The 23,464-nt window shown below is 72.1% G+C and carries 19 protein-coding genes; 14 read left to right on the top strand and 5 right to left on the bottom strand.

Annotated features, from left to right (window positions below; all coding sequences use genetic code 11):
* The first annotated feature begins 25 nt into the window (after nucleotides 1-25).
* Genes pta through D1648_RS05225 form a run of 4 tightly spaced genes read left to right on the top strand, consistent with a single transcriptional unit; the run spans nucleotide 26 to nucleotide 4,570 of the window.
* Complete coding sequence (gene pta / locus D1648_RS05240) at nucleotides 26-2,146, top strand: phosphate acetyltransferase (RefSeq protein ID WP_164518590.1); 2,121 nt, start codon at nucleotides 26-28, stop codon at nucleotides 2,144-2,146.
* Entirely contained in the window at nucleotides 2,143-3,402 is a 1,260-nt protein-coding gene (locus D1648_RS05235) for an acetate kinase (protein ID WP_122939739.1), read from the top strand. Before pta ends, D1648_RS05235 begins: the two co-directional genes overlap by 4 nt.
* Before the next feature lie 36 nt (nucleotides 3,403-3,438).
* Complete coding sequence (locus D1648_RS05230) at nucleotides 3,439-4,212, top strand: pyrimidine reductase family protein (protein WP_122939738.1); 774 nt, start codon at nucleotides 3,439-3,441, stop codon at nucleotides 4,210-4,212.
* 7 nt (nucleotides 4,213-4,219) lie between these two features.
* Nucleotides 4,220-4,570: a DUF488 domain-containing protein gene (locus D1648_RS05225; RefSeq protein WP_122939737.1), complete on the top strand. Its 351-nt coding sequence runs from the start codon at nucleotides 4,220-4,222 to the stop codon at nucleotides 4,568-4,570.
* Between the two features lie 9 nt (nucleotides 4,571-4,579).
* On the opposite strand, the gene D1648_RS05220 is transcribed toward D1648_RS05225, so the two are convergent.
* Nucleotides 4,580-5,284 carry a heme oxygenase (biliverdin-producing) gene (locus tag D1648_RS05220; RefSeq protein ID WP_122939736.1) on the bottom strand — a complete coding sequence of 235 codons (705 nt, stop codon included), beginning with the start codon at nucleotides 5,282-5,284 and terminating at the stop codon, nucleotides 4,580-4,582.
* Between the two features lie 406 nt (nucleotides 5,285-5,690).
* On the opposite strand from D1648_RS05220, the gene D1648_RS05215 reads away from it, so the two are divergent.
* The 7 genes from D1648_RS05215 to D1648_RS05175 all read left to right on the top strand — a co-directional run bounded on the left by D1648_RS05215 (nucleotide 5,691) and on the right by D1648_RS05175 (nucleotide 16,014).
* Nucleotides 5,691-6,848 carry a hemin ABC transporter substrate-binding protein gene (locus tag D1648_RS05215; protein ID WP_122939735.1) on the top strand — a complete coding sequence of 386 codons (1,158 nt, stop codon included), beginning with the start codon at nucleotides 5,691-5,693 and terminating at the stop codon, nucleotides 6,846-6,848.
* Entirely contained in the window at nucleotides 6,845-8,026 is a 1,182-nt protein-coding gene (locus D1648_RS05210; protein ID WP_122939734.1) for an iron ABC transporter permease, read from the top strand. The genes D1648_RS05215 and D1648_RS05210 overlap by 4 nt, the downstream gene beginning before the upstream one ends.
* Nucleotides 8,023-8,913 (top strand): heme ABC transporter ATP-binding protein, encoded by an 891-nt coding sequence (locus tag D1648_RS05205; protein ID WP_122939733.1) that lies wholly within the window; start codon nucleotides 8,023-8,025, stop codon nucleotides 8,911-8,913. Before D1648_RS05210 ends, D1648_RS05205 begins: the two co-directional genes overlap by 4 nt.
* A complete protein-coding gene (locus D1648_RS17855; protein ID WP_164518589.1) occupies nucleotides 8,910-12,704 on the top strand; it encodes an HtaA domain-containing protein in 3,795 nt (1,264 codons plus the stop codon). Before D1648_RS05205 ends, D1648_RS17855 begins: the two co-directional genes overlap by 4 nt.
* Before the next feature lie 96 nt (nucleotides 12,705-12,800).
* Nucleotides 12,801-14,279, top strand: coding sequence for an HtaA domain-containing protein (locus D1648_RS05185; protein WP_122939732.1), 1,479 nt, complete (start codon nucleotides 12,801-12,803; stop codon nucleotides 14,277-14,279).
* Between the two features lie 73 nt (nucleotides 14,280-14,352).
* The gene (locus D1648_RS05180; RefSeq protein WP_122939731.1) at nucleotides 14,353-15,390 is read left to right on the top strand and encodes a WxL protein peptidoglycan domain-containing protein; all 1,038 of its coding nucleotides are present in this window, start codon (nucleotides 14,353-14,355) and stop codon (nucleotides 15,388-15,390) included.
* A gap of 60 nt (nucleotides 15,391-15,450) precedes the next feature.
* Entirely contained in the window at nucleotides 15,451-16,014 is a 564-nt protein-coding gene (locus tag D1648_RS05175) for a hypothetical protein (RefSeq protein ID WP_122939730.1), read from the top strand.
* 75 nt (nucleotides 16,015-16,089) lie between these two features.
* Here the strand turns inward: D1648_RS05175 and D1648_RS05170 are convergent, their stop codons facing one another.
* Nucleotides 16,090-17,199: a GuaB3 family IMP dehydrogenase-related protein gene (locus D1648_RS05170; RefSeq protein WP_122939729.1), complete on the bottom strand. Its 1,110-nt coding sequence runs from the start codon at nucleotides 17,197-17,199 to the stop codon at nucleotides 16,090-16,092.
* A 79-nt stretch (nucleotides 17,200-17,278) separates the two neighbouring features.
* On the opposite strand from D1648_RS05170, the gene D1648_RS05165 reads away from it, so the two are divergent.
* Nucleotides 17,279-17,908, top strand: a complete 630-nt coding sequence (locus D1648_RS05165; RefSeq protein ID WP_122939728.1) for a hypothetical protein — start codon at nucleotides 17,279-17,281, stop codon at nucleotides 17,906-17,908.
* On the opposite strand, the gene D1648_RS05160 is transcribed toward D1648_RS05165, so the two are convergent.
* The gene (locus tag D1648_RS05160) at nucleotides 17,859-18,569 is read right to left on the bottom strand and encodes an exonuclease domain-containing protein (RefSeq protein WP_122939727.1); all 711 of its coding nucleotides are present in this window, start codon (nucleotides 18,567-18,569) and stop codon (nucleotides 17,859-17,861) included. The genes D1648_RS05165 and D1648_RS05160 overlap by 50 nt on opposite strands.
* A gap of 142 nt (nucleotides 18,570-18,711) precedes the next feature.
* Between D1648_RS05160 and D1648_RS05155 the strand changes: the two genes are divergently transcribed.
* Nucleotides 18,712-19,161, top strand: a complete 450-nt coding sequence (locus tag D1648_RS05155; protein WP_122939726.1) for a VOC family protein — start codon at nucleotides 18,712-18,714, stop codon at nucleotides 19,159-19,161.
* Nucleotides 19,162-19,248: 87 nt separating this feature from the next.
* On the opposite strand, the gene guaB is transcribed toward D1648_RS05155, so the two are convergent.
* Complete coding sequence (gene guaB, locus D1648_RS05150) at nucleotides 19,249-20,748, bottom strand: IMP dehydrogenase (RefSeq protein WP_122939725.1); 1,500 nt, start codon at nucleotides 20,746-20,748, stop codon at nucleotides 19,249-19,251.
* Between the two features lie 199 nt (nucleotides 20,749-20,947).
* On the opposite strand from guaB, the gene D1648_RS05145 reads away from it, so the two are divergent.
* Complete coding sequence (locus D1648_RS05145) at nucleotides 20,948-22,597, top strand: inorganic phosphate transporter (protein ID WP_122939724.1); 1,650 nt, start codon at nucleotides 20,948-20,950, stop codon at nucleotides 22,595-22,597.
* A gap of 94 nt (nucleotides 22,598-22,691) precedes the next feature.
* On the opposite strand, the gene D1648_RS05140 is transcribed toward D1648_RS05145, so the two are convergent.
* A complete protein-coding gene (locus D1648_RS05140) occupies nucleotides 22,692-23,462 on the bottom strand; it encodes a hypothetical protein (protein WP_122939723.1) in 771 nt (256 codons plus the stop codon).
* Between the last annotated feature and the right edge of the window lie 2 nt (nucleotides 23,463-23,464).

Genomic DNA, 23,464 nt, shown 5'->3' with positions numbered 1-23,464 from the left:
CGTGCCGTCGGCCCCTTGCGCGCCTATGCTGGGACGCGTGTCGCAGAGTGTGTATATCGCCAGCCCGGAGGGGATGACCGGCAAGTCGATCGTGGCTTTCGGTCTGCTCGAAGCCCTCGCCTCCCGTTCCGATCGCGTCGGGGTGTACCGCCCCGTGGTCCGCTCCGAGTCCACGCGCGACTACGCCGTGGACCTGCTGATCAGCCACCCCGCCGTGGACCAGTCCTACGAGGACGCGATCGGAGTGGATCACCAGCTGGTGCTGTCGGACCCCGACACCGCGCACGAGCGGATCCTCGCCCGCCATCGCGAGCTCGCCGAGCGGTACTCGGTGCTCGTGGTCCTCGGCTCGGACTACGACGACCTCGCCAACCCCACGGAGCTCGCCTTCAACGCCGAGGTCGCCGCCAACATGGGCGCCCCGGTCGTGGTGGTGCTCTCGGGCCTGGACCGCAGCCCCGACCAGATCGGAGCGCTCGCGGCCGTGGCCGTCGGAGAGTTCGGCGGGCATCACGCGATGCCGCTCGCGGTCGTGGTCAACCGCGCCGAGGTCGCCTCCCTCGATGCCGTGCGCACCGCGGTCTCCGCGAAGGTGCCCGGCGCGCTCGTCGCCGCGATCCCTGAGAACCCGACGATCATGGCTCCCACCGTGCAGCAGCTCAAGGACGCCGTGGACGGCACGCTCCTGATGGGCAGCCCCGAATGGCTCGAGCGCGTCTCGGTGGGTGCGGTGATCGCCGCGATGAGCCTTCCGAACGTGCTCACCCGCCTGACCGAGAACTGCACCGTGATCGCCCCCGGCGACCGCTACGACCTGCTGCCGGGGCTGGTGATGGCGCAGCAGTCGGGCACCTTCCCCTCGCTCGCCGGGATCGTGCTCACCGGCGGCTACGAGGTGCCCGAGGAGATCGACAGGCTGATCTCCGGCGTGCAGCAGGACCTGCCGATCATCGCCTCGCAGCTGTCCACCTTCGACACCGCGCTGCAGATCGCCCGTGCCCGCGGCCGCCTCGACGCAGCCAGCCCGCAGAAGCTCGACGCGGCACGACGCGAGGTCGCCGAGCACCTGCCCACCGACGAGCTGCTCTCCGCCCTCGAGGTCAGTCGCAGCGAGGTCGTCACCCCGATGATGTTCGAGTTCGAGCTGCTCGCCCGGGCGCGCGGTGCGAAGAAGACGATCGTGCTGCCGGAGGGGGAGGATCCGCGGATCCTCGCCGCGTCCGAGGCGATCCTCGCCCGCGGCGTCGCGGACCTCGTGCTGCTGGGCGAGGAGAACGCGATCCGCGCCAGGGCCTCGCAGCTGGGGCACGACATCTCCGAGGCGCGCGTCGTCTCCCCGCACGACCCCGAGCATGTCGAGCGCTTCGCCGAGGAGTATGCGCGCCTGCGGGCGAAGAAGGGCGTCACCCTCGAGCAGGCCCGTGAGAAGGTCCAGGACGTCTCCTACTTCGGCACCATGATGGTGCAGATGGGAGAGGCCGACGGGATGGTCTCCGGGGCGGCCCATTCGACCGCCCACACCATCCGCCCCTCCTTCGAGATCATCAAGACCAGGCCGGGCGCGAAGATCGTCTCCTCGGTGTTCCTCATGGCGCTCGAGGACCGCGTGCTGGTCTACGGCGACTGCGCGGTGAACCCCGATCCCACCGCCGAGCAGCTGGCCGACATCGCGGTGCAGTCCGCGACCACCGCCTCCCAGTTCGGCGTCGACCCGCGCATCGCGATGCTCTCCTACTCCACCGGCACCTCGGGCAGCGGCGCCGACGTCGACAAGGTGCGCGAGGCGACCGAGCTCGTGCGCACCGCCGATCCGGCGCTCGACGTCGAGGGACCGATCCAGTACGACGCCGCGGTGGACGCCTCGGTCGCCAAGACCAAGCTGCCGGACTCCTCGGTCGCGGGTCGGGCGACGGTGTTCGTCTTCCCCGACCTGAACACCGGCAACAACACCTACAAGGCAGTGCAGCGATCGGCCGGCGCGATCGCGATCGGTCCGGTGCTGCAGGGCCTGAACAAGCCGGTCAACGACCTCTCCCGCGGAGCGCTCGTGGACGACATCATCAACACCGTGGTGATCACCGCGATCCAGGCCCAGGCGGCCGACGCGGAGAGCGCTCGGACGGACCAGTCGAAGGAGAAGCGATGACCCCGCCCGCCCAGGCTGCCTCGGACAGCGCCGAGCATGCCCCGGGGATCCCGGAGGCCGCGACGGTGCTCGTGCTGAACTCGGGCTCCTCCTCCCTGAAGTTCCAGCTCCTGGATCCCGTCGCGGGCGAGGTCTTCGCCTCCGGCATCGTCGAGCGCATCGGCCTGGACCACGGCGTGGCACGCCTGGAGACCGGGACGGTCACCCAGCCCTACAAGGGGGAGGTCCCCGATCACACGGTGGCGATGCGGGTGGTGATGCAGCTGTTCGAGGACGCCGCGCTCTCGCTCGAGGAGGCCAACGTCGTGGCCGTCGGCCACCGCGTGGTGCAGGGCGGCGCGCGGTTCTCCGAGCCGACACTCATCGACTCCTGGGTGCGTGACCAGATCGCCGCCCTCGGCGCCCTCGCCCCGCTGCACAACCCCGCCGCGGTCGACGGGATCGACGCAGCGCGCAAGCTCTTCCCCGCCATCCCGCACGTGGCCGTGTTCGACACCGCGTTCTTCACCGCGCTCCCGGAGGCGGCGCGCACCTATGCGCTGAACAAGGAGATCGCCGACGAGTACCGCATCCGCCGCTACGGCGCGCACGGGACGAGCCACCAGTACGTCTCCGAGCAGGCGGCGGAGCTCGCCGCCGCCCACGGCCGGGACGCCTCGACGCTGCGACAGATCGTGCTCCACCTCGGCAACGGCGCCTCCGCCTCGGCCGTCCAGGGCGGTCGGCCGGTGGAGACCTCGATGGGGCTCACCCCCCTCGAGGGTCTCGTGATGGGCACCCGCACCGGGGACATCGACCCGTCGGTGTACGCGCATCTCTCGCGCAGCGCCGGGAAGGGGATCGACGAGATCGACACCGTGCTGAACAAGCGCTCGGGCATGCAGGGCCTGTGCGGGATGAGCGACTTCCGCGACATCACCGCCGCGATCGCCGCGGGCGATCGGCAGGCGGAGCTCGCGATGCAGATCTACGTGCACCGGCTGCGGAAGTACGTCGGCTCCTACGCGTTCGTGCTCGGCGGCCTGGACGTGATCACGTTCACCGCCGGGATCGGCGAGAACGTGCCCGAGGTGCGCGAGCGGCTGCTGACGGGGCTGGAGGGCTTCGGGATCCGCCTGGACCGCGAGAAGAACGCGGAACGCTCGAAGCAGGCCCGGGTGATCTCGACGGAGGACTCCGACGTGCTGGTTCTCGTGCTGCCCACGGACGAGGAGCTCTCGATCGCCCGGCAGGCGCTGGCGTTCGCGCGGGGCTGAGCCGGGGCCGCGAGGCTCCGGGGAAGGGGAGGAGCGATGGACGGCATCGACGAGATCTGGCCGGGGGTGCGCTGCGCCCTCACCGATGAGCAGATCCTGGGGCTCTACGCCCCGCCGCACGGGCCGTGGCTGCGGATGAACTTCGTCGAGTCCCTGGACGGGGCGGTCACGCGCGAGGGCCGCTCGGGCGGGCTCGGCGGCGACGGGGACCGGCGTGTGTTCGAGCTGCTGCGGCGCTGGGCCGACGTGGTGCTGGTGGGCGCCGGCACCGTCCGCACCGAGGGATACGGCGCGATGCGCCTGTCCGCGGAGGCGGCGTCGTGGCGGCGCGCGCACGGTCTTGCCGAGCAGCCGGTCTTCGCCCTGGTCAGCGGCCGCCTCGACCTCGATCCCACCTCCTCGGTGTTCGTCGACGCGCCGGTGCGTCCGCTCGTGCTGACCGTCGAGGAGGCCCCGGCCGAGCGGCGGGCGCGCCTCGCGGAGGTGGCGGACGTCCTCGACGTCGGCGGCACCGCCGTGGACCCGCGCGCCCTGCGCGAGGTGCTCCATGCCCGCGGGCACGAGCGGATCCACAGCGAGGGCGGCCCGACGCTGTTCGGCACTCTCCTGGCCGCGGGCGTCGTCGACGAGCTGTGCCTCACCCTCGCGCCCACGCTCGAGGCCGGGGATGCGGGACGCATCACCCGCTTCCCCATGGCCGCGCCGACGGCGATGGAGCCGGCGGGGATCCTGCGCTCCGGCGGCGAGCTCCTGCTCCGTTACACGCGCGCCGACGAGGCGACGAACGCCGACAGCTCGAACGGCGTATAACGGAACCATGGACATCGTGGTGAAGCGCATCCAGGACGAGCCTGCCCGCAACGACGGGACGCGGGTCCTGGTCGATCGCGTCTGGCCTCGTGGCATCAGCAAGGAGAAGGCGGCGCTGGACGACTGGAACAAGGACGTCGCCCCCTCGACCGAGCTGCGCACGTGGTACGGCCACGATCCGGAGAAGTTCGAGGAGTTCTCCCGGCGCTACCAGGAGGAGCTGGACTCCGAGGAGGGCAGGGAGGCCCTGTCCGCGCTCCGCGAGAGCGTGAGGGGAAAGCGGCTGACCCTGCTGACCGCCTCGAAGGCCGTCGACATCAGCCAGGCCGTGGTGTTAAAGGACCTGCTCTCCCGCTGACCGTTCGGCTCAGCGGTCGAGCGCGGCGAAGAGCTCCCCGGCCAGCTCGTAGCCGCGCTTCGTCTCCGCGAGGAACTCGTCCCTGATCTCAGGATCGGTGATCTCGTCGAGCCGGGCGCGGTACTCGTCCTTCACGCGCTTGGGCTTGTCGATGGCGCTGAAGTCCCACATGGCCAGCTGCCCGCCCGGCACCTGGTAGTGGCGAGCGACGAGCGCGCCGATGGCCTGACCGCCCGAGAGGTCCCCGAGATAGCGCAGGTAGTGGTGGGCCAGCAGCTGCGGCACCGTCGCCTCGCGGATGCGGCGCGCATAGCGCTCGGTGACGGGGAGCGGCGGATCGACCTCGGCGTCCTTCCCGAAGCGCGCGGCCAGGTCGCACCGTATGGCCGCGACGCGTGCGAGGCGTGCGTCGTGGAAGGCGGCGGCGAGGGGATCGACCTCGGCGGCCGCGGCGATCGACTGCTCGAGCGCCTCGTACACGGGCAGGTACTGGGCCAGCAGGCGCCAGTAGTCCCCCTCCTCCAGCTCGCCGCCCATGAGCCGGGTGATGAACCCCCGGGTCTCCGCTGCGGTGTGCTCCTCGCGCGTCGCCTCGCGCAGCACGGTGGAGAACGGCGCGCTCCCCGCCGCCGACCCCGCCGCGCCCGACGGGCGCTCGGCGCCCGCGGCTCCGGTGTCGGGACGATGCTGCGGACTCGTGGTGGCAGTGGTCATGGGACGCTCCTCGTGCTCGTCGGGCGGGTGGTCGCCGCCGCTGGTCCGGGCTTCCCGACCGGGCGGATCCGAGTTTTCCTGACACTGTGTCAGATGAACTCGTGGGAGAACTATGCCCCGACGGAAGGGCACCGGCAAGCCCCGCCCGCCCCGAAGCGAACCCCTCGCCGCTCGCCACCGATCTGACGCCGGCACCAAACGCGACCCTTTCCAGCTCGCGACCTGCATCGTCACCCATTCGTTTCCTGACATGTGACGATCGACACCGTACCGCGGTAGGACTTAGGCTTGCCTAGCCTCAATGCATTATGCAACAGTTTCATTGCGTTAAGAAGTGCGCTATCGCACCCCATCGCATCCCCTAGGGCGTTCCCGCCCACCCTCCTTCACTTCGTCCTGGAGAGCTGTGCCTGCCGTCCCGACCCCCTTGAGCCGCCGCGAGCTGCCGCGCCTGCCCCTCGCTCTCGCCGCCGCCCTCGGACTGACCTCCACGCTGTCCGCGTGCTCGCTGCTGCCGAGCTCCTCGGGCTCGGAGTCCGAGCTCGGCAGCACCCTCGAGGACGCCGACTTCCTCGAGGACCCGCTCGCCTACGAGGGCCCCTCGACAGCGCTGCCGGCCGAGGTGGGCATCCGCCCCGTCGCCGAGGAGCCCACGCCCTCCCTCCCCGTCACGCTCACCGACAGCCAGGGCACCGAGGTCACGATCGAGGACGTCTCGCGCATCCTCGCGATCGACCTCTACGGCTCGACCTCCCGGATCGTCTTCGACCTCGGGCTGGGCGCGAACATCGTGGGCCGCGACACCTCCTCCCAGTACGCGGAGATCCAGGACCTGCCGCTGGTCACCCAGAACGGCCACGAGCTGAACGGGGAGTCGATCCTCGAGCTCGCCCCCACACTGATCATCACCGACTCCTCCCTGGGCCCCTGGGACGTGGTCCTCCAGATGCGCGAGAGCGGCATCCCGGTGGTCGTCGTGGACTCCCACCGTTCGCTCGACGGGACCCCCGATCTCATCCAGCAGGTCGCCGACGCGGTGGGCCTGCCCGAGGAGGGATCGGTCCTCGCCGAGCGCACCGACCGGGAGATCCAGGAGTCCCTCGCCAGGATCGCGGAGATCGCCCCGAGCGATGAGGCGAAGAAGCTGCGGATGATGTTCTTCTACGCCCGCGGCCAGTCCGGGACCTACTACATCTTCGGCACCGGCTCCGGCGCCGACGACCTGATCAGCTCGATCGGCGGGATCGACGTCGCCGCCGAGATCGGCTGGGACGGGATGAAGCCGATGACCGACGAGGCCTTCCTCGAGGCCTCCCCCGATCTGCTGCTCATGATGACCAAGGGCCTGGCCTCGATGGGCGGGATCGACGGGATGCTCGAGTCGCTGCCCGCCATCGCGCTGACCCCGGCCGGTCAGACGCGACGGGTCGTCGACATGGCGGACACCGAGATCATGAGCTTCGGCCCGGCCACCGCCGCCGCCCTCGAAGCGCTCGCCGTGGCCGTCTACGCGCCGGAGACCGCGAACGCCGCGGCGGCGCAGAGCGGCGGGCAGGCAGCATGAGCGCCGTCGCGCCGGTGCGGCTGACCGGCACCTCTCCCGCCCCGCAGGCGGACCCGGCGGGCACGGTCGCCGTCCACGAGTCCCCCGAGCAGGCAGCACCGGCCCCTGCCGCCGCCGGGCACGAGGCCCCCGTGATGGACGTCCGCCTGCGCCGGGTCCCCTGGCTGCTGGCCGCGCTCGTCCTCGGCCTGGTGCTCGCCGCGCTGGTCTCCGTGGGCACCGGCCAGTACTCGATCTCGCCCGCGGAGGTGGTCGCGGGCCTGCGCCGCGCGCTCACCGGTGCAGCCGCCCCGGACCGCGCCACCCAGATGGCCGACGCCGCGCTCGTGACGGTGCGGCTGCCGCGCGTGCTCATGGCGCTGCTCGTCGGGGCGGCCCTGGCCTGCGGCGGGGCGCTCATGCAGGGCGTCTTCGGCAATCCCCTGGCCGAGCCCGGGATCGTCGGCGTCTCCTCCGGCGCGGCGGCCGCGGCGTGCATCGTCATCGTCTTCGGCCTGACCTTCCTCGGCGAGTGGACGATGGTGGCGGGCGCCTTCGTCGGCGGTCTCGTCGCGACCGCCGTCGTGTACACGACCGCCCGGCAGGACGGACGCACCGAGGTGGTGACCCTGGTCCTCACCGGCATCGCGGTCAACGCCGTCGGCGGCGCCGTGATCGCGCTGATGACCTTCCTGGGCGATTCGAGCGCGCGCGAGGAGATCGTCTTCTGGCAGCTCGGCAGCCTCAACGGCAGCCGCTGGGACCACGTGTGGATCGTGACCCCCGTGGTGCTGGTGTGCCTCGCGGCCTCGCTGCTGAGCGCCCGCAGCCTCGACCTGCTCGCCCTCGGCGAGAAGCCCGCGCGCCACCTCGGTGTCGACGTGGAGCGGCTGCGCCTGTCGGTCGTGGTGCTCGTGGCGCTGCTGACCTCGGCCGCCGTCGCCTTCGCGGGGATCATCTCCTTCGTCGGGCTCGTGGTCCCGCACCTCATCCGCATGATGGTGGGCCCCGGCCACCGGGTGCTGCTGCCCGCCTCGATGCTGGGCGGCGCCCTGCTGCTCGCGGTCGCCGACACCGTGGCCCGCACCGCCGTGCCCTATGCGGACCTGCCCATCGGCCTGCTCACGGCGCTCGTCGGCGGCCCGTTCTTCTTCTACCTCATCCGTCGCACCCGGCGCGGGGCGGGAGGCTGGTCATGAGCACGGCTCCCCTCTCCCCCGGCGAGGTGACGCTCGAGGCGCGCGGGGTCACCGTGCACCTGGGCGGCACGCCGATCCTCACCGAGGTCGATCTGGACCTGCGCCGCGGTGAGGTCACCGTGCTCGTCGGCCCCAACGGCGCCGGCAAGTCGACCCTGTTCGGGGTGCTCGCCGGGGACATCGCTCCCCGTGCGGGCACCGTGCGGATCATCGCCGGCTCCCCCGCGGCCGGCGGGTCGGCGTCCCGCGAGCTCGCGGACGTCTCCGCGCTGCGCCCGAAGGAGCTGTCCCGGCGTCGCGCCGTGCAGATGCAGGACTCGCGCCTGGCCTTCTCCTTCACGGCTCGTGACGCCGTCGAGATGGGCCGTGCGCCCTGGGTCGGCACCCCGGAGGAGGAGCGTGACGACGAGGTGATCGCCGCCGCGCTCGCGGCCGGCGAGGTCACCCATCTCGCCGCACGCCAGGTGCCGAGCCTCTCCGGCGGCGAGCGCTCGCGCGTCGCCTTCGCCCGCCTGCTCGCGCAGGAGACCGAGATCCTGCTGCTGGACGAGCCGACCGCCGCCCTGGACATCCGCCACCAGGAGCATGTGATCGCCGCCGCCCGGGCGCGCGCCCGCGCCGGCGCGACCGTGATGGTGATCGTGCACGACCTCTCGCTCGCCGCCGCCTATGCGGACCGCATCGTGCTGTTGGAGGACGGCCGCGTGCGCGCCGTCGGCTCCCCCGCCGAGGTGCTGACCGCCGAGCTTCTCTCCGAGGTGTACCAGCATCCCGTCACCGTGCTCACCGCTCCGGAGGGCGGGGAGCTGCTGATCGTCCCCGTGCGTCGTCGGCCGGACGCCGACGCCCCCGCCCCGCTCGAGATCCCGATGGAGCTGCCCGCATGACCACGCCCCGCCCGTCCGCCGCCGCGAATCCGCTGAAGCGACGGCTCCTCGCGCTCGGCGCAGTGCTCGCCGCGCTGCTGCTCACCGCGGTGCACGCGGCCCAGCCTGCGCAGGCCGCTGCCCGCGTGAGCGTCTCCTCGGAGCTCGGGGGCGCGAAGGCCTCCACGACCGCGCCGACCACCGTGTCCCTCTCGGGCAGCGGCTTCCAGTCCGTCCAGGGCGGGTTCGGCGGGATCTACGTGCTGTTCGGGACGATCTCCGACGGATGGCGTCCCTCCGAGGGCGGCGCCACCGGCACCGACTACCAGTACGTCCCGGACTCGGAGACGAAGGACAACCAGGGCTACCAGCGCTTCGTCACCTTCCCCGGCTCCTCCACGGCCGGGGCGGCCAATGGCGGCGAGCTCGCGGCCGACGGCACCTGGAACGCGCAGATGATCATCCCCGGCCCGGAGTTCGACAGCATGGACCGCGACGGCAACGTCACCCGGGTGAACTGCCTCGAGGTGCAGTGCGGCATCATCACGATCGGTGCGCACGGCGTGAAGAACGCGAACAACGAGACCTTCACCCCGATCGAGTTCGTCGGCGAGGCTCCTGCCGCCGAGGGCGAGGGGACCTCCGGGGACGACGCAGCCTCCGGGGACGAGGCGGCTTCCGCGGACGCGGCGGGCTCCGAGGGTGACGCCTCCGCCGAGGGTGCTGCCCCGCAGCAGTCGAACTCCGCGCAGGCCGCCCCCGCACCCGCCGCCGAGGGCTCCGAGGGATCTGAGGGCTCCGAGGAGGCCGACGATCCCGCCGCCGCGGCCGCCGGCGAGGACGCCGCTGACGCATCGGCCGAGACGGCTGAGCTCGGCGAGGCCCAGGTGGGGCTGGTCTCCAAGGATGCCTCGCAAGGAGGTGCACTGAGCTTCACGGCGCGCGGGTTCCTCCCCGGCGAGCAGGTGGTGGGCACCCTCGACAACGGCACGAGCGCTGCCGGCCCCTACCAGTCCGGCGCCTCGGGCGAGATCGCCGGCTCGCTGCCGATCCCCGCGGACCTCCGCCCCGGCACGCACGTCATCACCCTCACCGGCGCCGCCTCGGAGCAGACCGCGCGGGCATCCTTCACGGTCACCGCCGGAGCTCCCGCGGGCGCCACCGCGCAGGTCGACGAGGCCGGGTCCCTGGGTGCTTGGGACATCGTCATGATCGTGGTGCTGATCCTGGTGGGCCTGGTGCTGCTGGTGCTGCTGGTCGCGGTGATCACGAGCCTGGTCCGCCTGATCGCCAGGCGCCGGGCTGCCAAGCGCGCCGCCGCCGCGGCGGAGGCCGCCGAGCGCGAGGCGGAGCGCGCGGCCGCCGCTCCCGGGGAGCGAGTGTGGCCCGGTCCGGGCACCGACGTGCGTGGCGGCGCGGCGGGCCGACGCGCCCGGCAGGGTGCTGCCCTCGGCCTGGCGCTGCTCACCCTCGGCGCCGCCTCCGCGATCTCCCCCTGGGCAGCGACGCGCGCCTCGGCAGAGGAGCTGAAGCAGAAGAAGGAAGAAGGCGCGATCGAGCTGGGGGTTGAGATCCCCGAGGAGACCCAGCCCTCTGAGGAGGCACCGACTCCCGACGACGAGTCTGCATCCTCTCTGTCCTGGCGGGTGAACGACGAGTCCGGCGGCGGCGCCTTCTTCGGCGGCTGCAACTTCCTGGTCGCCGGTGCCGCCGGCGACAACGGCAGGTCCTCCGTGTGGGACTCCGAATTCGCAGAGGCGAACTACAAGACCGCCGACGGCGACGTCACCATTACCAAGCCCGACGCCGACGGCAAGCAGACCAAGCCCACCTGGTCGACCAAGTGCCAGGATTCCTCGGGCACCGCCGTGAGCACCGCTGTCGGCTCCACGAGCGGGAACCAGGTGAACTTCACCGGTGAGGAGTTCACCTTCGACGAGGCCACCGACACCGCGAGCGCCTCCTGGGACGGCGACTTCACGATCGTCTACTACGGCGGCATGACCTACTGGACCATCAGCGACCCGGTCCTCACCGTCGAGAACGGCGAAGGCACCCTCACCGGCACCGCCTCCGGCTACGGCGCCGACATGTACGACCCCTCCAAGTGGGTGACGCTCCCCGAGAAGAAGATCGAGCTCGCGACCTTCTCCGGAGCAGAGGTCACCGACAAGGGAATGACGATCGTCCCCGACTACGAGGGCGTCGAGGTCGAGGGCGACGACAGCGGCACCTTCAACCCGCAGAACCGCACCAAGGACGGCTGGGGCTCCTTCCCGCAGTCCTGGGTCGACTACAACCTCCTCACCGGACAGTCCGCCGACTGGTACACCTCCGGCGGCCAGGTCGACGCGAAGAAGACCGCGGCCCCCATCGTCATCAGCTGGGACGCCTCGGATCCCGTGGAGAATCCTGCGCCCGGCGGCGGGGGCGGCAAGGACGACGGCGACGACAGCGGCACCAGCAACGGCGACGGCAGCGGAAGCGGCAGCGGCAGCGGAAACGGCGGGACCGCGACAGGCGGCGGCAGCGGCACCGACGCGTCGCGCGCCCAGGACGGCGACCGCACCCTCTCGAATGCGCAGCTGCGCTGGGGCATCAACGAGGAGACGACCTCCGCGGCGTTCTTCGGCGGCTGCAACTTCCTCGTCGCCGGCTCCGTCCCGGACATGGGCTCGAGCCACGTGTGGTCCGACGCCGAGGGCAAGAAGGTCTACAAGACCTCCGCCGGGAACGTCCGCCTGGAGCGGGACGGTGCGGCTCCGTCCTGGAAGGACCGCTGCAAGGATGCCTCCGGCGCGACCGTCAGCACGAACTCGACCGTCGGCACCGGGACCGAGATCGTGATGGAGGGCGGCACCGGCACCCTCGACGGGGAGCCCGGGGCCGCGGGGACCACCGCGAGCGTGAGCTGGAAGGGCTCCTTCTCCGTCGTGTTCTACGGCGGGATGACCTACTGGTGGGCGAAGGACCCAGTCCTGACGGTGAACGCCGACGGCACCGGCACGCTGAAGGCGACCGTCGGCGGCTACGGCGCGGACATGTTCGACACCTCGAAGTGGGTGAAGCTCGAGACCCGGACCGTGACCCTCGCGAACTTCCGCAACGCCGAGCTCACCGAGAACGGATTCAGCGTGACCCCCGACTACCGCGGGGTGAGCATCGACGCCAGCGGTGGCATGAACCCGCAGGTGAAGGACGCTGACTACTGGGGTTCCTTCCCGCAGGACTTCGTGGACTTCCAAGTCGCCACCGGCCAGTCGTCCTACTGGTACAGCTCCGGCGGTCTGCGTGATCGTGCGAAGCCCCCGCTGCCGCTGACGGTGAGCTGGGACGCCGCCTCCCCGCAGGCGCCCGCCAGCTCGACCAGCCCCGGCACATCCGCCTCGGGCGAGGGCGGTGCCGTCCCGCCCGGCGGCGGTGGTGCTGTGCTGCCGGGCGGCGGCGGTGCGGTCCAGCCCGAGGGAGGACTCGGCTCGGGCTCCGGACTCGGCTCGGGCTCCGGCCTCGGCTCAGGATCAGGCGGGGTGCTCCCGAGCGCCCTGCCGACGACGGCCCCGGTGAGCACGTCGGTGTCACCGGTCGCCCTCGCCGCGGAGGACTACGCCGCCGACTACGCGCTGAGTTCTCCGGCATGGAGCGGAGGGACTCTCATCCCGCTGGCCCTCGACGCGGCGTTCGGCACCCCGCTGCGGGTGCTCGGGACCACCGGGTTCCTCGGTCTCGTCACGACGGTGCTCGTCCTCTCGCTGAAGAAGGGCTGGCTGGTCCTCCCCCGTCCGAGGATCCCCTTCCTGACCGCCTCCCCCTGATCTCCCCGACCCCCGCCGCAGCCGGGGCGCATCTCGTGCGCAGAGCTGTGCTCCCGCCGGGTTCCCGGCACCCCTTCCACCCGATGAAAGGCCATCATGACCACCTTCTCCACCCTGCGACGGTCCGTCGTGGGCATCGCCGGGGCGACCCTGCTCGCAGGCTCCGGCCTCGCGCTCGGCGCCACGGCCGCCCATGCCGCTCCTGTCGACGTCGACGACGCCTCCTTCTCCTGGCGGGTGAACGACGAGTCCGGCGGCGGCGCCTTCTTCGGCGGCTGCAACTTCCTGGTCGCCGGCGCTGCCGGCGACAACGGCATGTCCTCCGTGTGGGGATCCGCGTTCGCCGATGCGAACTACAAGACGACCGACGGCGACGTCACCATCACCAAGCCCGACGCCGACGGCAAGCAGGTCCAGCCCACCTGGTCGACCAAGTGCCAGACCTCCGCCGGTACCAACGCGACCACCGCAGCCGGATCCACCTCCGGCAACCAGGTGAACTTCACCGGCGGCACCGGCTCGGTCGACGAGGCCTCCGATTCGGGGACCCTCTCCTTCGACGGCGACTTCACGATCGTCTACTACGGCGGCATGACCTACTGGACGATCAGCGACCCGGTCCTGACCGTCGAGAACGGCGAAGGGACCCTGACCGGGACCGCCTCCGGCTACGGCGCCGACATGTACGACCCCTCGAAGTGGGTGGAGCTGCCGGATACCGAGATCGAGCTGGCGACCTTCTCCGGCGTGGACCTCACCGCGGACGGCGTCACCATCACCCCGGACTACGAGGGCGTCGAGGTCGAAGGCGACGAGAGCGGCACCTTCAACCCGCAGAACCGCGACAAGGAGGGCTGGGGATCCTTCCCGCAGTCCTGGGTCGACTACAACCTCCTGACCGGACAGTCCGCCTACTGGTACACCTCCGGCGGCCAGGTCGATGCGAAGAAGACCGCGGCGGACATCGTCGTGGCCTTCGACGCCCAGCCCGTCGAGGACCCCGAGCCGACCGAGCCCGAGGGCACGGAGGAGGGTGACATCGAGGTCGGCGTCGAGGTCCCCGAGGGCGAGGGCTCCACCGATCCCACGGACCCCACCGACCCGACGGACCCCACGGACCCCACCGACCCGACGGATCCGACCGAGCCCGAAGACCCCGAGTTCTCGGTGACCATCTCGGACTCCACCACGAACCTCGGCACCGCTGAGCAGAACGCCGCCGGCTTCGCCGCCTCCGGCACCCTGCCGTCGATCACGGTGAAGGACACCCACACGACCGACAACGCCTTCACCGTCTCGGCGCAGGCGACGGACTTCACCGGCACCGCCGGCAGCTTCGGCGCCGAGGCGCTGGGCTGGACCCCGTCGGCCACCGGCACCATCACCGAGGCAAAGGCCGGTGGCGCGGTCAAGGTGAACGAGCCGGGCCTCGCCTCGGCGCAGACCCTGGTCTCCGCCCCGGAGGGCCACCCGGCAGGTTCGGTGGACGCCACCGCCGACCTGCAGCTCCAGGCCCCCGCTGACGCGGCACCCGGCGCCTACACCTCCACCCTCACCATCACCTCCCTCCGGTGACACTCGCGGCGGGTGCGCTCCCCTCAGCGGGGGGCGCACCCGCCGCCGTCCCGTCCGATCCCCGAGGTCCTCCATGCTCTCCGCCCCTCCCGCTGCGTCGCCCGCCCCCGCCCGGGCGCTCCTGCTGCTCGTCCGTCTCCTCGTCCTCTCCGCGCTCCTGATCTGCGCGGCCCTGCCCGTGGCCCGCGCGGAGGACGTCACCCTCTCGATCGCTCCGGGCCCGGTGCCGGAGGACGCGCAGCGCGGGGACTCCTTCGCGTGGGTGCTCGAGCCCGGGGCGAGCATCGAGGACTCGGTCGTCGTCACGAATCACAACGCCACTTCCCTGCAGCTCTCCCTGGACGTCAAGGACGCCGTCACCACGAGCGACGGGAACCTGAGCCTGGCGCTGCCCGAGGAGCCGGACACCGGCATCGGTGCCTGGGTCTCCCTGCCGCAGGACACCGTGGACATCCCCGCCGGCGAGTCGGTGACCGTTCCGTTCACCCTGACCGTCCCCGCCGACGCCGCTCCCGGCGACTTCTCCGGCGGCGTGGTGGTCACCTACTCGACCGAGGGAGACACCGTCTCCGTCGACAACCGGGTCGCCACCCGGGTCGACGTGCGCGTCCCCGGCGACCTCACGGTCTCCCACGACGTCTCGGACCTGCAGGTCTCCCTGCCCTCGACCTGGTCTCTGCTCGGGCCGTCGACCGCGACCGTCACCTACACGCTGACCAACACCGGGTCCGCGCGGATCTATGCGCAGGAGGCGATCACCGCCTCCGGACCGCTCGGCATCGGCGCGCTGCGCACCGATGCGACGCTGCAGGAGGTGCTGCCCGGCGCGACCGTCGAGCGCACGGTGCAGGTCGATGCCCGGGCGCTGCTGTGGAACACGATCGAGGTGGACACCAGCTCCTTCGCGGTCGACGAGACCCCCGGCAGCACGCAGTCGCTCGAGGCGCACCGCTTCGCCGCGCCGTGGACGCTCCTGATCGTCTGCGCCCTCGTCCTGACGGTCGCGATCGTGCTCGGAGTGCGCCTCGGCCGCCGCAGCGGCACCGGCCCCGTCGCTCCCGCGAAGGCCGACGCCGCTCGAGCCGAGGATGACGCTGCTCCCGAGCGCTGAGGAGCCCGTCCCTCCCGTCTACGCTGGACCTGCACGTCCGTGAAATCTCCAGGGGGAACCATGACCTATCCGCCGTCCTTCGGCCACGTCCCGTACGCCCAGGCACCGCGACCGAGGCGCCGCGGCATCAAGCGCACCGTCTTCGGGGCGCTGGGCCTGCTCGCCAACGCGATCGGCCTGGTGGTGATGCCGATCATCGCGGCGATGATCGGCGCAGTGCTGACGATGTCCTCGAACACGGCGCTGACGCCCCTGGACCCCGCCGGCGACAGCTTCCAGGCCTCTTCGTTCAGCCTGTACACGATCGCGGTGCCGCAGGAGGACCTTGGGACCACCACCTGCGAGATCGACGGGACGGACATCGACGTCACGCCCGGCTCGACGGAGATCACCAGCGGGGACGTCGACGGCGTGGCCTACTACGACCTCTACGACGTCCAGGCCTTCGGCGACCAGGAGGTGACCGTGACCTGCGAGGGCGGGGAAGCGGTCGCCCTGTGGGACGCGGGGATGGGCGGGGTGCTGATCAGCCTCGGCATCGGGGTGGCGCTGCCGGTGCTCCTCGGGCTCGTCGCGCTCGTGATGACGATCTGGGGGATCATCGCCCTGGTCCGCTCCGCCTGAACAGCGCACCGTCCGCGCCGCCCGGCGGTCGCGCCGAGGATCCGGCGCGACGTCGCCGGGGTGCGGCGGGGCCCGTCAGCGGGTGGTCACGACCTCGACCCGCTGGAACTCCTTGAGGTCGGTGTACCCGGTCGTCGCCATCGCGTGACGCAGCGCGCCGACGAGATTCGTGGCGCCGTCGGCGGCGATCGAGGGGCCGAAGAGGATCTGCTCGAGCGATCCGGCGGTGCCGACCTCGACACGGTGCCCGCGGATCAGGGTGGGGTGGTGCGCCTCGCTGCCCCAGTGGTTCCCGCGGCCCGGGGCCTCCTCGGCGCGTGCGAGGGCGGCACCGACCATGAGCCCGTCGGCCCCGCAGGCGATCGCCTTGACCAGGTCCCCGCTGCGGCCCAGGCCGCCGTCGGCGATGACGTGCACGTAGCGGCCGCCGGACTCGTCCATGTAGTCGCGGCGGGCAGCGGCGACGTCGGCGACCGCGCTCGCGAGCGGGACCTGGATGCCGAGGGTCTCACGGGTGGTCTGCGAGGCGCCGCCGCCGAAGCCGACCAGCACGCCGGCGGCGCCGGTGCGCATGAGGTGCAGGGCTGCGGTGTAGGTCGCGCAGCCGCCGACGATCACGGGCACGTCGAGCTCGTAGATGAACCGCTTGAGGTTCAGCGGCTCGCGGTCCGAGGAGACGTGCTCTGCGGAGACGGTGGTGCCGCGGATGAAGAAGAGGTCCACGCCCGCGTCGACGACGGTCTTCCAGTGCTCCTGGGTGCGCTGCGGGGACAGCGAGCCGGCCGCGGTCACCCCGGCCTCGCGCAGCTGCTGGATCCGGTCGCGGATCAGCTCGGGCTTGATCGGCTCGCCGTAGATCTCGCGCATCACCGCGACGACGTCCTCGTCCGAGGCCTGCGCGATCCGGTCGAACTGGGCGGTGGGGTCCTCGTAGCGGGTCCACAGCCCCTCGAGGTCCAGCACGCCGAGGCCGCCGTGCTCGCCGAGGGCGATCGCGGTCTCCGGGGACATCAGGGAGTCCATGGGGGCGGCGAAGATCGGGATGTCGAAGTGGTAGGCGTCCACCTGCCAGGAGGTGGAGACGTCCTCCGGATCGCGGGTGCGGCGGGAGGGGACCACCGCCACGTCGTCGAAGCTGTAGCTGCGGCGTCCCCGCTTGTTGCGGCCGATCTCGATCTCGCTCATCACACCGGGGAGTCTACCGATCCCGGCGGCCTCCACGGGCCAGCCCGGATTCCCGGCCCGCCGCGGCTACCGTGGGGCGATGAGCTCCTCCCCCGGCGATCCGCCCCGTCCGCGCCTGGACGCCGACGGGATGATCGTGCGCGAGGACGCGGAGACGCCTGCACGCCCGGCGCTCCAGCGCTCCCCCTCGCGGCTCCCGCCCGGCGCGGTCACCGCTCTCGGCGTGCTCGGCGCGGGGCTCGCGCTCGGCGAGCTGCTCCGCGCCTCCCCCGCTCCCGGGCAGGCACCCCCCATGGTCCCGCTCGTGCTCGCCTCGGCCCTCGCCCTCAGCGGGTACTCCTTCGCCCGACTGCTGCAGCTGCTCGCCCTCGTGCGCTCCCGCGCCCGGACCCGTGCGCGGGGCGGCTCCCCGGCCACCGCGGCCTGGGGGCTCACCCAGGAACACGCTCTGCACGGGCCCTGGGTGGTGGGGGCCGGCGCGGCGATCGCGCTGATGGGCCTGCTGGGGCTGTGGTCGCTGCTGGACGGTCGCCCCTCCGGGCTCGAGCCCGGGTGGCCGCTGCTGCTGATCGGCGGGGGCATCGCGCTGGCGGGCCGCCGCCTGCAGCTCCGCATCGAGACGCTGTGGGTGGACGAGCGCGACGGGGTCGGAGAGGGCGTCAGAGCGGCCAGGCGGTGTTCACGTCCGGGGTCCTCCCCTTCCTCGTGAGCCACTCGTTCATGCCCTCGGCCCAGCGGCGGTGCCACCCCACCTGCTCGCGGTGGAGGTCCTCGAGGGTGGAGGAGACGACCTGGGGGTACTTCGCGGCGATGGCGCGCACCACATCCAGGGTCGCCGAGACGTCGACGTCGGCGGTGTGGAGGCGGCCGTCCTGCTCGAGCCCGTAGTGCGCGAGCACGTCGGTGAGGGTGCGCTTGCCCTTGCGGTAGCGATCCACGCCCCGGTCGATCACGAGCCCGTCGATCACCGGGGCGATGTCGTGCCCCAGCCGCTCGACGAGGGTGGGCAGACCGAGCCGCTGCAGCTCGTTCTCGAGGATCGCGAGGTCGAAGCCGATGTTGAAGGCGACCAGCGGCACGTCCTTCCCGAGCGCGTCGACGATCATCGCCGCGACCTCGTCCAGCGCCTCGGCCGGCTGCATGCCGTGCTCGCGGGCGTGCGCGGTGCTGATGCCGTGCACCCGCTGGGCGGGCTCGGGGATCTCCACGCCCGGGTCGATCAGCCAGGTCGCGACCGTCTCGTTCTCCCGGCCCGGGCCGACGGAGTGCACGAGCGCGACCGTGACGATCCGGTCCTCGGCCACGTTCGTACCGGTGGTCTCGGTGTCGAAGCCGAGCAGCGGGGCGTCGATCCAGGAGGAGGTGCTCATGCCCCAAGAGTAGGGCCCGTCGGCCGCGTCCCGTCCCGGCCGGCGGGCGCTGTGGACGCGGCGGCCGTGGGGAGGGATGATCGCCCCTGCCCGTCCCCGAGCGGACGGGCCCGCCGACCGTCTGTCGCTCCGAGGAGATCCGATGCCCGCGCCCGCCCTGTACCTGCACCTGCCCGGCACCGCTGCCGAGGCGCTCGAGTTCTATCAGGGGGTCTTCGGCGGGGAGGTCTCCACCTCGACGTTCGCCGAGTTCGAGCGGACCGACGGGCCCGCCTCCGCGATCGCGCACGGCACTCTGCGCGGTGCGGTGGACCTGCACGTCTCCGACGCCGGCGAACGCGACGAGCCGTTCCGCGCGCAGGGCCTCATGCTCGCGCTGCTCGGCGCGGCGGAGCCCACGACGCTGCGCACCTGGTTCGTGGCGCTCGCCGAGGGCGGCGAGGTGGTCGACCCGCTGCAGCGACGGGCGTGGGGCGCCTCCGACGGGCAGGTCCGGGACCGCTACGGGGTGCTGTGGCTGATCGGCTACGAGCACGGCACCGACCCGTCGACCGAGACCGCGAGCAGCCGGACCCCGCGGCGCGAGGTGTGAGGCGGAGGTCGTCGACCGAGGACCGGGCGCCCGCTCCACTCGTCGCACGTGCCCGTCGCTCGCTGCGTGACTCCGGTGGATCCGGGCTCAGCGGGAGGAGTAGTTCGGGGCCTCCATGATCGCGGCCATGTCGTGGGGGTGGGACTCCTTGAGCCCCGCCGCGGTGATGCGCACGAACTTCCCGCGCTCCTTCAGCTCCGGAACGGTGTTCGCGCCGACGTAGAACATCGACTGGTGCAGCCCGCCGATGAGCTGGTGGACGACGGAGCCGAGCTGCCCCTTGTAGGAGACGCGGCCCTCGATGCCCTCGGGGACGATCTTGTCGTCGCTGGGGACGTCGGCCTGGAAGTAGCGGTCCTTCGAGAAGGACTTCTTGCCGCGGGAGGACATCGCCCCCAGGGAGCCCATGCCGCGATAGGCCTTGTACTGCTTGCCGCCGACGAGCACGACCTCGCCCGGGGACTCCTCGGTGCCGGCCAGGAGCGAGCCGACCATGACCGAGTCGGCGCCGGCGACGAGCGCCTTGGCGATGTCGCCCGAGTACTGCAGGCCGCCGTCGCCGATCAGCGGGACGCCCGCGGGGCCGCACGCCTTGGAGGCCTCATGGATCGCGGTGACCTGGGGGACGCCCACGCCGGCGACCACGCGGGTGGTGCAGATCGAGCCGGGGCCCACCCCGACCTTGACCGCGTCGGCCCCGGCGTCCACGAGCGCCTGCGCACCCTCCCGGGTGGCGACGTTCCCGCCGATCACCTGCACGTCGGCGAAATAGGGGTCGTTCTTGACCGAGCGGATCATCTCCAGCGCGAGGCGGGCATGGCCGTTGGCCGTGTCGACCACGAGCACGTCCACGCCGGCGTCGCGCAGCTGGCCGGCGCGCTCGAGCGAGTCCCCGAAGAAGCCCACGCCCGCGCCCACGAGCAGACGGCCCTGGCCGTCCTTCGAGGCGTCGGGGAACTGCTCCGACTTCACGAAGTCCTTCACGGTGATCAGACCGGTCAGGCGTCCCTCGGCGTCGATCAGGGGCAGGCGCTCGCGCTTGTTCTTGCGCAGCAGGGCGGTGGCCTGCTCGGGGGTGACGTCCTCGGGCGCGGTGAACAGCTCGGTGGTCATGACATCCGCCACACGGGTGGTGGACCACTCGGCGACGGGGATGAAGCGCAGATCGCGGTTGGTGCAGATGCCCAGCAGGCGCTGGCCCGGATCCACGACGGGCAGGCCGGAGACGCGGAACTGGCCGCACAGGGCGTCGAAGTCCTCGAGGGTCGCCTCGGGACCGATCGTGACCGGATTCGTGATGCGACCGGTCTGGGTGCGCTTGACCAGGTCGACCTGGTGGGCCTGGTCCTCGATGGAGAGGTTGCGGTGCAGGATGCCGATGCCGCCGTGGCGCGCCATGGCGATCGCCATCCGCGACTCGGTCACCGTGTCCATCGCCGCGCTCGCGAGCGGGATCCGCAGGGAGATCTCCCGAGTGAGGCGGGAGGTGGTGTCCGCATCGGAGGGGATCACATCCGTCTCCCCCGGCAGCAGCAGGACGTCGTCGTAGGTCAGGCCGATGAAACCGAAGGGGTCCGCGCTCGTCATGGATCGATGCTACGTCCCGGCGGGACGGCGAGGTCACCCCGTCCGACGTGGGACCGGCCACGCATGTGCTGCGCCGCACCACGTCAGTTCACGACGATGTCACCGCAGCGACACTTTGGGCCTAGAGTGGCCGCGGCGCCCCACGGCCCTCTCGGCTCCGCGCCCTCTCCCCGCCCCTCCTCACCCTGGGACAGCGACGATGGCACGCACCTCCGACCAGCGCACGACCGACGCCCCTGTGGCGCAGGGCTTCCTCGGCCCCGACCGCAACTGGCACCTCGGCGCAGGGCTGATGACCCTCGCGACCGTGGTCGCCTTCACCATCTGGGCGTTCACCCACACGGGCACCGACGTCAACGCCTTCCTGCTCGTCCTCGCGATCGCTTTCGGCCTGTTCATGGCCTTCAACATCGGCGGCAACGACGTCGCGAACTCCTTCGGCACGAGCGTCGGCGCAGGGACCCTGACGATGAAGCAGGCGCTCGTGGTCGCCGCCGTCTTCGAGGTGTCCGGCGCGGTCCTCGCCGGCGGCTCCGTCACCGAGACCGTGCGCAGCGGCATCGTGGACCTCGGGGGGATGGCGATCGACCCTCTCGCCTTCGCCCTCATCATGATGTCCGCCCTGCTCGGTGCCGCGGTGTGGCTGCTGCTGGCGACGAAGATGGGCTGGCCCGTCTCCACCACCCACGCGATCATCGGCGGCATCGTCGGCGCCGCGGTCACGACCGGTATCTCCACCGGCACCGGCGGCTTCGCGATGGTGCAGTGGGGCGAGATCGGGAAGATCGCGATCTCCTGGGTGCTCTCCCCGCTGCTGGGCGGGATTGCCTCCTTCGTCCTGTTCGGCACGATCAAGCGCCGGATCCTCGCTCCCGCGGCCCGGGCGATCGCGCTGGGCTCGCGCGGCTACGACGACGCGGAGGACGACGACGACGATGACGACGACGATGACGATGACGACGATGACGAGCAGCGCCACGTGCCCGCCTCCGAGCGCGTGACGGAGCTGCAGCAGTCCGCGTTCGCCGAGTCCGCCGCGCTGGACATCACCCCGGGCGGTCCGGGCGCCGAGCTCGTCGAGAACGCCGCGAACCTCACGAAGAAGGAGCGCAAGGCCGCCCGCAAGGTGGAGCGCAAGGCCGCCTACCACGCCCTCGAGAAGCGGGTCCCGCCCCTGGCCGCCGGCGCGGCCGTGCTGCTGGCCGCGATGCTCGTGTTCAAGGGCCTGGACAACGTGGGGCTGAACATCTCCGTCGGCGGCGGCGTGCTGATGCTGCTGATGCTCGCCCTCGGCGTGTGGATGGCCACGACGGTCTTCGCCCGCGCGCTGAAGAAGCAGTCGATCTCGCGCGCCACGTTCATCATGTTCAGCTGGATGCAGGTGTTCACCGCCTGCGCCTTCGCCTTCTCCCACGGCGCCAACGACATCGCCAACGCGATCGGGCCGTTCGTGGCCGTCCTCGACGTGCTCAAGACCGGCACCATCGGCGAGGAGGCCGCCGTGCCCAGCGCCGCGCTGATCGCCTTCGGCATCGCGCTGATCTCGGGCCTGTGGTTCGTGGGACGCAAGGTCATCCACACCGTCGGCACCGGCCTGACGGCGATGCATCCCTCCTCCGGGTTCGCCGCGGAGCTCGCGGCGGCGACGATCGTGCTGCTCGCCTCGGTGCTGGGGCTGCCGGTCTCCTCGACCCACATCCTCATCGGTGCCGTGCTCGGCGTGGGCATCGTCAACCACGCCGCGAACTGGAAGCTCATGCGACCGATCTTCCTCGCCTGGATCATCACCCTGCCCGCGGCCGCAGGGATCGGGGCGGTCGTGGTGCTGGTGCTGCGCGCCATCTTCTGAGCCCGGCCTCCTGGGCTCGGCGGCACCGCCCCGCCGCCCCTCGTCCGCGAGCGCCCGGGCGGCGCCCTGTCGGCCCCGCCCGCAGGGCCCCGGCTCAGGGCTCCGGATCCCCCTCCCGGGGCGGCTCCTTCCCGCCGAGCACGCGCCGGACCCGATCGAACTCCGCCCGGAAGACCGCGTCGTCCTGCGCGTACTCCTCCCGCCAGGGCATACCCAGCCGGGTGGCGAGCTCGCGGTGCGCGGCCTCGCGGCGGGAGCGGACGTGCTCGGCCATGAGCTCGGCGCGCGGCGGCGCGGGCGTGAACCCGGCGGCCGCCTGCAGGAGGCGCAGACCGTCGAAGGAGGCGTCGTCCCAGCCGATCTCGGGCACCACCCACTGCCGGGGCTGCGCCTGGCCCGGCGTGCGCACGCCGATCAGGCCGAGGCTGCCCCGCACCGCCTCCCCCACCGCGTACTCGACCTCGTCGACGCTGCCGCGGTCCCGGATTCGCAGACCCTTGCGCAGGCGCAGCGTCCGCCGCTCCTCGTCCAGCAGCACGAGGGTGCGGGTCAGCAGCAGCGGCACCAGGGCCCACAGCGCGAACAGCGCCCAGAGCGCGAGCGCGCCGAGCAGCAGCTGCGCCCAGGTCGGGGCGAGGAGCTGCTCGAGGGCCCCGTCGTGCCCGGCGGACCGCCGGGAGGCGCGCCACTGCTGGAGGCCTGCACCGGCGAGGGGGCTCAGCAGCAGCGCGACCAGCGGCAGCCCGATCAGCGCACCGGGCAGGTAGCGGGCGCGCACCGAGGGGCCGACGAGCACCTCGCCGCCGCGGCTGCGGCGCGGGGCGGGGGCGGCCCGATCGGGGACCGCAGGCGGGGACGTGTTCACAG

Origin of the sequence: Brachybacterium sp. EE-P12 (assembly GCF_003711805.1) — a bacterium.
GTDB lineage: Bacteria > Actinomycetota > Actinomycetes > Actinomycetales > Dermabacteraceae > Brachybacterium.
The sequence above is the reverse complement of the archived record's forward strand: the minus strand, read 5'-3'. Positions and strand labels throughout refer to the sequence as shown.

Bases quoted from the DNA above. Each gene is read 5' to 3' on its own strand.
- pta (WP_164518590.1), top strand. From the start codon at position 26: ATGCTGGGACGCGTGTCGCAGAGTGTGTATATCGCCAGCCCGGAGGGG.
- D1648_RS05235 (WP_122939739.1), top strand. From the start codon at position 2,143: ATGACCCCGCCCGCCCAGGCTGCCTCGGACAGCGCCGAGCATGCCCCG.
- D1648_RS05230 (WP_122939738.1), top strand. From the start codon at position 3,439: ATGGACGGCATCGACGAGATCTGGCCGGGGGTGCGCTGCGCCCTCACC.
- D1648_RS05225 (WP_122939737.1), top strand. From the start codon at position 4,220: ATGGACATCGTGGTGAAGCGCATCCAGGACGAGCCTGCCCGCAACGAC.
- D1648_RS05220 (WP_122939736.1), bottom strand. From the start codon at position 5,284: ATGACCACTGCCACCACGAGTCCGCAGCATCGTCCCGACACCGGAGCC.
- D1648_RS05210 (WP_122939734.1), top strand. From the start codon at position 6,845: ATGAGCGCCGTCGCGCCGGTGCGGCTGACCGGCACCTCTCCCGCCCCG.
- D1648_RS05205 (WP_122939733.1), top strand. From the start codon at position 8,023: ATGAGCACGGCTCCCCTCTCCCCCGGCGAGGTGACGCTCGAGGCGCGC.
- D1648_RS17855 (WP_164518589.1), top strand. From the start codon at position 8,910: ATGACCACGCCCCGCCCGTCCGCCGCCGCGAATCCGCTGAAGCGACGG.
- D1648_RS05185 (WP_122939732.1), top strand. From the start codon at position 12,801: ATGACCACCTTCTCCACCCTGCGACGGTCCGTCGTGGGCATCGCCGGG.
- D1648_RS05180 (WP_122939731.1), top strand. From the start codon at position 14,353: ATGCTCTCCGCCCCTCCCGCTGCGTCGCCCGCCCCCGCCCGGGCGCTC.
- D1648_RS05175 (WP_122939730.1), top strand. From the start codon at position 15,451: ATGACCTATCCGCCGTCCTTCGGCCACGTCCCGTACGCCCAGGCACCG.
- D1648_RS05170 (WP_122939729.1), bottom strand. From the start codon at position 17,199: ATGAGCGAGATCGAGATCGGCCGCAACAAGCGGGGACGCCGCAGCTAC.
- D1648_RS05165 (WP_122939728.1), top strand. From the start codon at position 17,279: ATGAGCTCCTCCCCCGGCGATCCGCCCCGTCCGCGCCTGGACGCCGAC.
- D1648_RS05160 (WP_122939727.1), bottom strand. From the start codon at position 18,569: ATGAGCACCTCCTCCTGGATCGACGCCCCGCTGCTCGGCTTCGACACC.
- D1648_RS05155 (WP_122939726.1), top strand. From the start codon at position 18,712: ATGCCCGCGCCCGCCCTGTACCTGCACCTGCCCGGCACCGCTGCCGAG.
- guaB (WP_122939725.1), bottom strand. From the start codon at position 20,748: ATGACGAGCGCGGACCCCTTCGGTTTCATCGGCCTGACCTACGACGAC.
- D1648_RS05145 (WP_122939724.1), top strand. From the start codon at position 20,948: ATGGCACGCACCTCCGACCAGCGCACGACCGACGCCCCTGTGGCGCAG.